We start from the raw sequence: 10,697 nt of genomic DNA, 5'->3' as shown, positions 1-10,697 counted from the left end.
CTATTGTCTAGACCGACAGGTGCTCATACAAAATCGTCGCACCTACCAGCATCAGCACCACGCCGCCGACCATCTCGGCGCGCTTGCCCACCACAGTCCCCAACACCCGGCCGAGCATCATGCCGATGGTCACCATAGTCATCGTCGCCAAGCCGATCGCCGCAGCGGCCACCAGGATATTCACGTCGACAAACGCCAGGCCCACACCGACCGCCAGGGCATCAATGCTGGTGGCAAACGCCGTCACGGCAAGAATCATGAACGAGTGCTGGCTCGGTTTCTCTTCCTCTGGATCATCGGCTTTCATGCCGTTGTAGATCATGTGCAGGCCCAGGCCGACCAGCAAGGTAAAGGCGATCCAATGGTCCCAGTCCTGCACCCAGCGGGTGGCAGCCTGGCCAATAGCCCAGCCAATAATCGGCGTGATGGCTTCGATCACACCAAAGATCAGGCCGGCCCGCAGGGCCTCGGTCAAACGCGGTTTGTGCAGGCTGGAACCTTTACCGATGGCCGCCGCAAAGGCGTCCGTGGACATGGCAAGGGCGAGAAGGATGAGGGAAATGGGGTTCACGGTAAGACTTCCAGTCGGGCTATATGAGTCAACGACACAACCACACGCCCGACTTCAGGCATGGATGTGTCGCTGGTCTCACCAACCAAAATGGTGTTCGCACCACGGCATGTTGCCGAGAATGTTGATACGAACGCTTCGAGAATCCGAAGCAGGCTACTCCCCAACGAGGTGGCGGATCATAGCCTTGGCTACATGAAAATTTTGTTAACCGTGCCTCACGGATGCTCCAGATGACATCGCACCTGCTGACTCATCCCGCCGGTCAACCGCTGCGGCCGCTCGCACCCTTGGGTGCGGCGCGGGCAGCGATCAAGGAAAAAGCACCCGCCCGGCAACACCCGGTTCCCCGGCAACTCGGTGGGCGCACTGACATACGCATCATCCAGCGCCACCCCCAGCTTGGGCACGGCCTCCAGCAGCAGTTGGGTATACGGATGCTTCGGCTGCTCCAGCACTTGCTCGGCACACCCCAGCTCCACGATCTGCCCCAGGTACATCACCGCCACCCGGTCGGCCATGTGCCGCACCACGGACACGTTGTGGGAGATCAGGATGTAGGTCAGCCCCAGTCGGCGTTGCAGCTCGGCGAGCAGGTTGAGGATTTGTGCCTGGACCGAGATGTCCAGGGCCGAGGTCGGCTCGTCCAGTACCAGGATGCTCGGATTGGAGGCGAGCGCGCGGGCAATGGCGATGCGTTGGCGCTGGCCACCGGAGAACTGGTGCGGGTAGCGGTCCAGGTATTCGGCGCGGATGCCCACTTGGGCGGCGACCTTGGCGGCGATGGTGCGCATTTCACCCTTGGGCGTGTCGCCGAGGGCGAACAACGGCTCGGTGATGATTTTCCAGATGGGCAGGCGCGGGTCGAGGGACGATTGCGGATCCTGGAACACGATCTGCACATGGCGATGGCGTTCCCGGGCGCTTTCATAGACCCAGTCCACTTCGCCGTCGCTGGGCTTGACCAGGCCCATCAACAGTTGGGCGAGGGTGCTTTTACCACAGCCGGATTCGCCGACAATCCCCAGGGTTTCCCCGCGGCGAACCTGCAAGTCGATGCCGTTCAGGGCGTGTGCATAACCGCGCGGGCGGCCCAGCCAGTCGGTTTTCACCGGGAACTTGACCCGTACATCCCGCAGAGCCAGCAGTGAATCTTGAGGCACTGTCATTGCACCGACTCCCCGGCAGTCAGCCAGCACGCGCTTTTGCGGGTGCCGGCAGGGTTGATCAGATCCAGGCGCGGGCGCTCGATGCACTGGCTCATGGCCTGGGGGCAGCGTTCGCGAAAGGTGCAGCCTGAGGGCAGGGCGGCGAGGTTGGGCACCTGGCCGGGGATGGTCAGCAGGTCGTCGCCGGGCTTTACCTGTTCCGGCAAACCGCTGAGCAGGCCCTGGGTGTAGGGATGGCGCGGGTCGCTCATCACTTGGGCGGTCGGGCCTTCTTCCACCACCGCGCCGGTGTACATCACGTAGACCCGGTCGCAGAACTGCGAGACCACCGCCATGTCGTGGGTAATCAGCAAAATCGCGGTACCGCGTGCCCGGGCTTTTTCCCGCAGCAGCAACAGCACCTGGCGTTGCACGGTGACGTCGAGGGCAGTGGTGGGCTCGTCGGCGATCAGCAACTGTGGGTCGCAGGAAAACGCCAGGGCGATCATCACCCGCTGGCGCATGCCGCCGGAGAGTTCGAAAGGGTAACTGTCGAGCACTTGCTCGGGGTCGGCGATGTGCATGTCCCGCAACAGGGCAATGGCCTTGGCGCGAGCGGCAGCTTTGCTCAGGCGCTGGTGGTGAATGATCACGTCGAGCATCTGCCGGCCAATGCGCCGGGTCGGGTTCAGCGCGGTCATCGGTTCCTGGAAGATCATCGCCGCGTCCCGTCCGCGGATCTGCAACAGCTCCTTCTCGCTGGCAGCCAACATGTCGCGGCCAAGCATCTGCAAGCTGCCGGCGGTGATCCGGTAACTGCGTTCCGGCAGCAGGCGCAGGCTGAGCATGGCGGTCACGGATTTACCGGAGCCGGACTCACCCACCACGCCGACCACTTCGCCGGGGTTGACGTGTAACGACACGCCGTTGAGTGCCTGGACGTTGTTGCGGTAAGCCGGGAACTCCAGGCTCAGGTTATCGATGGCAAGGACTGCCGGACTGGACATGGTCATTTCCCCTGTTGCCGTGGGTCGAGCAGGTCACGAACACCGTCACCCAGCAGGTTGAAACCGGTCGCGGTGACCAGGATCGCCAGCCCCGGAAAGGTCGAGTACCACCAGTTGTCGAGAATGAAGTTGCGCCCGGTGGCGACCATCGCGCCCCATTCGGCGGTGGGCTGCTGTGCACCCAGGCCGATGAAACCCAGGGCCGAGGCCATCAGGATCGCGCTGCCGATGTCCAGGCTCAGTTGCACCAGCAACGGCGGCATGGCGTTGCGGCCCACGTGCCACGACACGATGTGCCAGCGCCCGGCGCCGAAGGTCTGGGACGCCTTGACGTAGCCCATCTGGCGAATGCTCAGGGCTTGGCCGCGGGCCAGGCGCACGTAGAACGGAATACGCACCACGGTGATCGCCAGCATCGCGTTGAACAGGCTCGGGCCCAGGGCTGCGGCCAGGGCCATGATCAGCACCAGGGACGGCACCGACAGCATGATGTCCATCAGGCGCATGATCAGGCTGTCGAAACGCCCGCCGATAATCCCCGACAGGCAACCCAGCAAGCCGCCCACCAGGCAGGATGAAAACGCCACGAACAGGCCGACGCCCACCGACTGGCGGCTGCCGTACAGCACCCGGCTGAACAGGTCGCGGCCGACTTCATCAGTGCCGAACCAATGCTCGGCGGAAGGTTCGGCCAGGCGTTGGGCCAGGTTCAAAGCGTTGGGATCATGGCTGGCCAACCAAGGGGCGAAGGCCATGCAGATCAGCACGATCAAGGTGATGGTCAGGCCGGCGATGGTCAGCGGGCTGCGGCGTATTTGATAGCCCAGGTACTCCATTCGCGCGCGCCAGGTGGGGCGCTGCTCCAAGGGTACCGGTACGGGCATGGTCACGGGTGCGGTCATCTCAATTCACCTCGCCGATGCGTGGGTCGACCACCCGGTAGAGCAGGTCGATCAGCATGTTCAGCAGCACATAAATAAACGACACCATGATCGCGAAGCCCATCACTGCCGGGAAATCCAGGGACTGGATCGACTTCACCACATAGGCGCCCATGCCCGGCCAGGCGAACACGGTTTCGGTGAGCACGGCGCCGTACAGCAGGTCACCGAGGGTCAGGCCGAGTACGGTGATCGACGGGATCAGCGCATTGGGCAGGGCGTGGCGCAGGATCACTGCCCAGCGCGACAGGCCGTAGGCACGGGCGGTGCGGATGTAGTCCTCGCCCAACTGGTCGAGCATCGCCGAACGGATCTGCCGGGCGACCACGCCGAGGTTGACGAAACCCAGGGTCACGGCGGGCAGGATCAGATGCTCCAGGGCATTCAGGAACAGCGGAATATCGCCGGCCAGCAGCGAGTCGATCAGGTAGAACCCGGTGATGGTGCGTGGCGGTTCGAGGCCTTCATCCAGCCGACCGCTGCCGGGCAGCCAGCCGAGTTGGCCGTAAAACAACACGATCAGGCCCAGGCCAAGCCAGAAGGCCGGCGTGGAAATACCGGTGACCGCCAGCGTTCGGGCGATCTGGTCGATGGCGCGGTTGTGATACACCGCTGACAACACGCCAAGCGGTACGCCTACCAATACCGAGAGCAATAGGGCGGCAACCGCCAGTTCCAGGGTCGCGGGGAAGAAGGCTTTCAGGTCTTCCAGCACCGGGCGGCTGGTGCGGATCGACGTGCCGAGGTCGCCGTGCAGCAGGTCGCTCATGTAGCGGCCGTATTGCTGGTACAGCGGCAGGTCGAGGCCCAGTTGATGACGGATGTTCTCGACAATGGCGTCACTGGCCCGGTCGCCGGCAATCAGGCGCGCCGGGTCACCCGGGATCAGGTGGGAGATGCAAAAGGTAATCAGCGAAACGCCGACGACGACCAAAATCAGGCCGAACAGGCGTTTGCGCAACATATTCAGGAAGGCCATGAGGGCTCCTCGGTAACACAGGGCGGGCAGCGTTCAACTGTAGGAGCGAGCTTGCTCGCGAAGGTCGTCAATGATGGCGCGCTGATCCTGAATGAATGCGGCGCTCTCGGGTTCTTCGCGAGCAAGCTCGCTCCTACAGGGGTATCGAGATCAAGCGGCAGTTACTTACTGATCTCAGCCACGTTGAACACCTGCTCCAGCATCGGATGGAACACATAACCCTTCACTGAATCACGCATCGGCAGGGTGTAGTTCTTCTGATACAGGTAGGCGTACACGCTGTCCTTGAGCACGATTTTCTGGGCTTCCTGGTACAGCTCGGTGCGCTTGGCGGTGTCGTTGTTGGCCGCCGCATCGCGAATCAGCTTGTCCACCACCGGGTTGCTGTAGAACGAGCGGTTGCCCGGCAGCCCTTGCAGGGAGGAGTCGAACCAGAAGTTCATGTACATGTAGGGATCGGAGAAGTCCGGCGCCCACGAGCCGATGGACACGTCGAAGTCACCCTTGCCCAGGCGCTCGCGCATGGTGGCGTTGGCCAGTTTTTCCATCTTCAGGTTGATCCCCAGCGGCGCCAGGCTGGCTTGCAGGGTCAGGCCGATGGATTCCCAGTCCGGGTCCTTGTCGGAGTACATGTAGTTCAGGTTAGTGATTTTTGTCGGGAGCTTCTTCAGGTTGGCGCCGGCGCTGTCCAGGTCCTGTTTCATCAATGGCAGGCTCGGGTCATTGGCCCACATGCCGGCGGGAATCGGCCCGTTCATCAACTTGGCCTGGCCCTTGAGGATGCCGTCGACAATGCCTTTGTAGTCCACCGCATCAACGATTGCCTGGCGGGCGTTCTGGTTGTTCAGCGGGGCTTTCTGGTTGTTCAGGTACAGGTAGGTCACCCGCAGCGACGGGAACTCCTTGATCACCACGTCTTTCTTTTTGGCCAGGTTGGTGAGCTGGTCCTGGGGCATGTCTTCGGCGATGTCCAGGTCACCGCGTTCCAGTTGCAGGCGGCGTACCGAGGCTTCGCTGATGATCTTGATCACCACCTTGTTCAGCGCGGGCTTGGCGCCGGCGTAGTAGGTGTTGGGTTCCAGGGTCAGGCTCTGGCCCTTTTGCCAGTTGGTCAGGCGGAATGCGCCGGAACCGGCGGTGTGGGTGGAGAGGTAGGCGTTGACGTCGCCCTGTTTCACCACGTCCGGGTTGATGATGCCGGCGCCGTTGTGGGCGAGGGTGTAGAGGAAGGGCGCGTAGGGTTTGGTCAGGGTGAAGCGCACGGTCAGCGGGTCGACCACGGTGACTTTCATGTCATCCGGGAACGCGCCCGACGGGCCTTGCTTGAGCTGCATCACGCGGTCGAAGGAGAACTTCACCGCATTGGCATCTACCTCGGCGCCGTCATCGAACTTGTTGCCGGGCTTGAGTTTGAAGTCCCACACCAGGCCGTCGGCCGAGGTGGTCCAGCTGTCGGCGAGGTCGCCCTTGACGTCGGTGCTGCCCTTGCCGTTTTCGACTTTGTAGGCCACCAGTTTCTGGTACGCCGGGTACGTCACCGCCCAATCGTTATTGTCGATGGTCACGGCCGGGTCGAGGGTTTGCGGGTCGGCGGCCTTGCCGATCATCAGGGTGTCTTTGGGCGCGGCCGCACTTGCCGATTGCCACGCGCCCAGGCTCAGGGCGGCGCACAGCAGGGAGAGTGCGAGGGTCTTGCGGTTACTTGGGGTCATGCCGGTTTCCTTGATTATTTAGAGGAAAAAGCGGGTTGGTTTATTTTTATGAAATCTATAACCGGGCAGTTGGAGCTAAAGGGTGCTGCTAATTATTGTGATGGTACGTTCCTTGTGATCAGTGTGACTCCTCAATTAATGGGAAAAGTTCGGCGTCCGGCAATTCGTAATGCCACCACTCGGTGGCAATCGCCTTGAAGCCGGCGCCGAGCATGATGCCCAACAACAGCAGGCGGTTGCGCTGCACCTGCGGCGGCAAGTCGGGGTAGAACTGGTGGGACTTGGGCTCCATGGCATCAAACGCCGTGCCCATGTCCAGTGGTGTGCCGTGTTCATCAATCAGTGTCAGGTCGACGGCCACGCCGCGGGTGTGGTGCGAGCCCAGGCGCGGATCGCGCACGTAGTCTGGGTTGGGCAGGGCTTGCCACAGCAGTTGCTGGGCATAGGCCGGCCGATAGGCGTCGTAGATCAGCAGGGTCATGCCGGCCTGGCGTGCCAACAGGCTCGCCTTGCGCAGGCAGGCCGCCGCTTCGGTGTGCAGCAGGCAGCGGGCGTTGCGGTAGATCACGGTGCCTGCCAGGTTGTCGGCACTGGCGTAGATCAGGTCGACCTGTACCGGGTACTCCGGTGGGGCGATTTCTACCAATGGGCTGGTATTCACTCAAATATTTCCTTTCCAGGGTCAGGATTCGAACTGGCCGAAGGCCTGTTGCAGGGCGCGGTTTTTCGCCAGGCGTGCGTCCAGGCGCTCGCCGTAGCGGTCAGCGACCGCGGATACCATCAGGTTGAACAGGCACGTCAGGGGCGCCATGGAGTCCCAGAACTGGCCAACATCGGTTTTCAGTTGCAGCAGGTCCAGGTCGTAGTCCCGGGCCCAGGGGCATTGCAAATCGGTGATCAGCGCCAAGGGTAGACCCTGGGCATTCGCGGTCTCGCAGAACGTGGGGGTGATGCTGGAATAAGCGCGGAAGTCCGCCGTGATGGCGTAGGGTTTTTCAAAGCCGGAGTTCAGGGTCTCGGCGTAGATTCCCGACAGGCCGTCGACGTAATAGACCTTGGGGCGAATGTATTCCAGGTGACTGTGGAACGCGTTGAGGATGCCCCGGGTGGACTGGATACCGAGGATAAACACGGCGTCGGCGTCCACGATGTGCTGCACGATATCGGCAAAACCCTGGCTGCGGGCCAGGCCGTAGACGTGCTGGATGGCTTCGATCTCGCGGTTGAGGGAGCGGTCGAGGGCGTCTTCCTGATCGTTCTCCTGGCGAAAGGCACCCAGACGGTCAGTGATCAGCCAGGACGCTTGCGGGTCGCCGCGCAAGCCTTGCTTGACGTCATCAAGGTTGCGATAACCCAGGGTTCGCAAAAAACGTCCCACCGAAATCCCGGTGGTACCGGCCTGTTGCGCAATGCTGTCGGCGGTTTCGAATGGCAACTGCTGCAGGTTGCCCAGCAGGTAAGTAGCGATACGCTTGCCGGTGGGCGTGAGCGTCGGGAACTGCTGTTCCAGCGTGCGCTGGAAGCTGTTTTTATCCATGACGTTTTCGCGGAGACCGGTCATTGATGTTACTCAGGTTTCATGATTTTGATGTCTGTTAGAAACATAACATCGGCAATCGCGATAACACAATGGCTTTTTTTCGAGCGGGTACGCAGGAGGGGGACAAGCGACGATCAAGGCCGCTGGGGTTTCACCGATGTGCCGAAGGTATTGCCCATACGCACGCTGGTCGCCGCTGGCGTAGAGAGCCCGATCTGGTTCGGCTTGCGCTTTTCGATGGGCACCTGCTGCGCTTCCTGGTTCTTTTGCGTGGCTTTTGCGGCGTCCGGGTTGTTGCCCATTTGCTGGCTCAGGCAGCCATAGTCCGGCGCCTTGTAGCCATCCACATTGACCTCGGCGCAGCCACTGGGAGCGCCTTCGGCGTGGGCCATCAGCGGCAGGGTTGCACACAGCAACAGGCGGGCGAGGGTCGGGAACAGGTTCATCAGTGCCTCCTGGCGCGCCCTGGGAAATGGGCGGGTATAGGGCAAAAGTGTAGTGCAGCGGGCTGGCCGTCACCGTGATGTTTTTTTTGCTGGCACCGTAACATCAGGTTCATAAACGGGCCTCAGGATGACGGTTTTGTAGGCTATGTCGGACGTGTTGCGATGCTGAGCAGGGGGGCTTGGAGGCGCGCGGGCTGCTGCCTGGCTCTGCTGTTGGGGCTGGCGCAAAGCGTGCGCGCCGAAGTGATCCTGGACCTGCCTGCCCAGAACTTGGACAACGCCCTCCAAGCGTTCAGCCGTGCCACCGGCATGGCGGTGCTGGTGGACCGTGAATTGACCCGGGGCCGGCGTTCCATCGGTGTACATGGCCGCTACAGCGCGCAGCAAGCCCTGGGCCTGCTGCTGACAGGGAGTGGCTTGATGGCGCGTTATGCCCGCAGCGATGCGTTCACCTTGCAAGTCCCCGAGGTCAGCCAGCCGGCAACCACCCGAGGGCTGAAGGCCGGCCATGCAGCACGGATCAACAACAGCTACGCCACGGCCTTGCAGCAGGCGATCGAGCGCAGTTTGTGCCGTTCGCCCCTGACCCGCCCCGGCAGTTTCCGGGCGCTGGTGCAGGTGTGGGTCAACGGTGACGGGGTGATCGAACACAGCCGCCTGGTCAGTTCCACCGGCGACCTGCAGCGTGACGAAGCGCTGGTACGCGGCCTGGGCTCCACCCGTGTCGAACGCCCGGCGCCCAGTTCACTGCGCTTGCCGGTGACCTTACTTTTGATGCCCGATTCAACAGGAACACGCATGGAATGCACAGCAGGGGAAGGAGTTTCCGGGGCATGAAAGACACCGGCCACAGCACGATGGTCAGCCTGTTCCTGGCGTCCTACGAGGACTTTAAGGTACGCCTGCGCAAGCGCCTCGGGTCCGAGGACCTGGCCAACGACGTGCTGCACGAAACCTACCTGCGGGTCGACCGCATGGAGGTGCCGCCGAACCTGGCGCAACCCAATGCCTACCTGTACCGCATGGCCCTGAACATCGCCGCCGACCGGCGCCAGGCGGATGCGCGGCTGCTGACCGGCAGCGAAGTCGAAGAGCTGCTGCAGACTGTCGATGAAGCCCAGGACCCGTCGCGGGTGGTGGGTGGCCAGCGGGAAATCCAGTCCTTGCTCAAGGCCCTCTACGAGCTGCCGGCGCGGCGGCGTCAGATCCTTATCGCTGCGCGCCTGGAAGAGGCGCCGCATCTGGAAATCTCCAAGCGTTTCGGGATTTCCACGCGCATGGTCGAAAAGGAAATCAAGGCCGGGCTGGGCCACTGCGCGCAGCGCCTTGAAAGAAAAGTGATCCAGCGGTTCGGTCCCGGGGCCGGAAAACCGTCTTAGTGATTGAGTCCCTGATAATCCGTTGAGTACCTGCGCGCTTGAACATTTTTAACTTCCCCGCTGCCCGGAATGTGCCAGACAACCCCCTGCACGATGAAGCGCGTGATTGGCTGGTGCTGCTGACTTCGGGCAGGGCCACCGTTGCGGATGCCAAAGCGTTGCGCCAGTGGTGCGCCCAGAGCCCGGAACATGCCCGGGCGTTCGAGCAGGCCAAGGTGTTATGGCAGCAATTGGCACCGGCCGCCGAGCAGTTTTCCCGGCCACGGCATTTTGGGCGACGGGCGTTTTTGGGTGGGGCGATTGCGGCGTCGGCGGCGGTGTTTATGGTGCGGTTTACCGTGCCGGGTGGATTTGCCGGGTTGACGGCGGATTACCGCACCGAGGTCGGCGAGCAGCGGCGGGTGGAGTTGAGTGAGGGTGTTCGGCTGGAGCTCAATACCCAGACGCGGATCAGCCGGCGTGAAGGTGGGATTGAGTTGGTGGAGGGGGAGGTTGAGGTGGTTGCCAATGCTGCGATGCCGCTTCAGGTTCAGGCTGGTGGAGGGTGGTTGAGTGCGGCTCGGGCGCGGTTCAATGTGCGCAATACGGATCACAGTGTGTGTGTGACGTGCATTGATGGGGCGGTGTCGGTGGCTGTGGGCGGGCGTACGGTTCGGCTTGAGGGTGGTCGGCAACTGACTTATGACGCTGGCGGTGTGGGTGAGCCGGTGGCGGTGGATGTGCAGGCGGTGGTGGCCTGGCGGGAGCAGGTGTTGGTGTTTGATAACGCGACGTTGGCGACGGTGGTGGATGAGATTAATCGCTATCGGCCGGGGATGTTGCTGCTGATGAATGCGCAGTTGGGCAAGCGGCGGGTGCAGGCGCGGTTTAGTTTGCATCAGTTGGCGGGGGTGGCGCTTTTGATTCGCGATGCGTATGGGGCTAAGTGTACGGAGTTGCCTGGGGGGGTGGTTTTGTTGAGTTAGTTTGGTGTG

The 10,697-nt window shown here is 62.3% G+C and carries 12 protein-coding genes and 1 riboswitch; of the genes, 3 read left to right on the top strand and 9 right to left on the bottom strand.

All coding sequences use genetic code 11. The features are described 5' to 3' along the window. Nucleotides 1–7: 7 nt before the first annotated feature. From mntP to SNL23_RS06285, 9 genes are all read right to left on the bottom strand, one after another. Entirely contained in the window at nt 8–571 is a 564-nt protein-coding gene (gene mntP / locus SNL23_RS06325; protein WP_167665544.1) for a manganese efflux pump MntP, read from the bottom strand. A gap of 10 nt (nt 572–581) precedes the next feature. Further along, a riboswitch (yybP-ykoY riboswitch) is annotated at nt 582–749 on the bottom strand. Between the two features lie 40 nt (nt 750–789). After that, nucleotides 790–1,740, bottom strand: coding sequence for an oligopeptide/dipeptide ABC transporter ATP-binding protein (locus SNL23_RS06320; RefSeq protein ID WP_017475343.1), 951 nt, complete (start codon nt 1,738–1,740; stop codon nt 790–792). Beyond that, nucleotides 1,737–2,732 carry an ABC transporter ATP-binding protein gene (locus SNL23_RS06315; RefSeq protein ID WP_076016375.1) on the bottom strand — a complete coding sequence of 332 codons (996 nt, stop codon included), beginning with the start codon at nt 2,730–2,732 and terminating at the stop codon, nt 1,737–1,739. The genes SNL23_RS06320 and SNL23_RS06315 overlap by 4 nt, the downstream gene beginning before the upstream one ends. Further along, complete coding sequence (ddpC, locus tag SNL23_RS06310) at nt 2,729–3,610, bottom strand: D,D-dipeptide ABC transporter permease (protein WP_032868129.1); 882 nt, start codon at nt 3,608–3,610, stop codon at nt 2,729–2,731. Before ddpC ends, SNL23_RS06315 begins: the two co-directional genes overlap by 4 nt. A gap of 19 nt (nt 3,611–3,629) precedes the next feature. Continuing rightward, nucleotides 3,630–4,646 (bottom strand): ABC transporter permease, encoded by a 1,017-nt coding sequence (locus SNL23_RS06305; RefSeq protein ID WP_017475340.1) that lies wholly within the window; start codon nt 4,644–4,646, stop codon nt 3,630–3,632. Nucleotides 4,647–4,807: 161 nt separating this feature from the next. Continuing rightward, the gene (locus tag SNL23_RS06300; RefSeq protein ID WP_318301850.1) at nt 4,808–6,358 is read right to left on the bottom strand and encodes an ABC transporter substrate-binding protein; all 1,551 of its coding nucleotides are present in this window, start codon (nt 6,356–6,358) and stop codon (nt 4,808–4,810) included. 118 nt (nt 6,359–6,476) lie between these two features. Then, nucleotides 6,477–7,019 (bottom strand): D-alanyl-D-alanine dipeptidase, encoded by a 543-nt coding sequence (gene ddpX / locus SNL23_RS06295; protein ID WP_063029126.1) that lies wholly within the window; start codon nt 7,017–7,019, stop codon nt 6,477–6,479. A 21-nt stretch (nt 7,020–7,040) separates the two neighbouring features. Then, nucleotides 7,041–7,895, bottom strand: coding sequence for a MurR/RpiR family transcriptional regulator (locus SNL23_RS06290; RefSeq protein ID WP_032898755.1), 855 nt, complete (start codon nt 7,893–7,895; stop codon nt 7,041–7,043). A gap of 137 nt (nt 7,896–8,032) precedes the next feature. Next, a complete protein-coding gene (locus SNL23_RS06285) occupies nt 8,033–8,344 on the bottom strand; it encodes a hypothetical protein (RefSeq protein WP_167665542.1) in 312 nt (103 codons plus the stop codon). A gap of 162 nt (nt 8,345–8,506) precedes the next feature. Between SNL23_RS06285 and SNL23_RS06280 the strand changes: the two genes are divergently transcribed. Genes SNL23_RS06280 through SNL23_RS06270 form a run of 3 tightly spaced genes read left to right on the top strand, consistent with a single transcriptional unit; the run spans nt 8,507 to nt 10,688 of the window. Beyond that, nucleotides 8,507–9,181: a secretin and TonB N-terminal domain-containing protein gene (locus tag SNL23_RS06280; protein WP_076016372.1), complete on the top strand. Its 675-nt coding sequence runs from the start codon at nt 8,507–8,509 to the stop codon at nt 9,179–9,181. After that, nucleotides 9,178–9,723: an RNA polymerase sigma factor gene (locus SNL23_RS06275; protein WP_076016371.1), complete on the top strand. Its 546-nt coding sequence runs from the start codon at nt 9,178–9,180 to the stop codon at nt 9,721–9,723. The genes SNL23_RS06280 and SNL23_RS06275 overlap by 4 nt, the downstream gene beginning before the upstream one ends. A 38-nt stretch (nt 9,724–9,761) precedes the next feature. Next, entirely contained in the window at nt 9,762–10,688 is a 927-nt protein-coding gene (locus SNL23_RS06270) for a FecR family protein (protein ID WP_318301849.1), read from the top strand. Nucleotides 10,689–10,697: the final 9 nt, after the last annotated feature.

It is taken from the genome of Pseudomonas sp. SED1 (assembly GCF_034044025.1).
GTDB lineage: Bacteria > Pseudomonadota > Gammaproteobacteria > Pseudomonadales > Pseudomonadaceae > Aquipseudomonas.
This window is presented reverse-complemented; position numbering and strand designations above follow the sequence as displayed.